This is a genomic window from Arthrobacter sp. PsM3 (genome assembly GCF_030433895.1).
In the GTDB taxonomy this organism is placed as follows: Bacteria; Actinomycetota; Actinomycetes; order Actinomycetales; family Micrococcaceae; genus Arthrobacter.
In genome coordinates, this window is the sequence record NZ_JARUXE010000196.1 from 1 (window position 1) to 205 (window position 205).

At 73.7% G+C, this 205-nt stretch carries 1 protein-coding gene; it reads left to right on the forward strand.

All coding sequences use genetic code 11. The annotated features are described in order from the left end of the window. Positions 1 to 205 (forward strand): aldehyde dehydrogenase family protein (locus QCD75_RS22145; protein WP_301231669.1); only part of this gene is annotated, 205 nt, incomplete at both ends.

Consider the following 205-nt stretch of genomic DNA (forward strand, 5'->3'; position numbering starts at 1 on the left):
TCCTGCTGAGCATCGCCGACGCCGGACCCGAGGACGGGGCCGCTGCCCTGGACGCCGCGGCCGCTGCGCAGGAGTCCTGGGCCAAGGTCCCTGCACGGGAGCGCGGGGAGATCCTGCGCCGGGCCTTCGAGCTGGTCACGGCCCGCGCTAAGGACTTCGCGCTGCTGATGACCCTGGAAATGGGCAAGCCGCTGGCCGAGGCCCG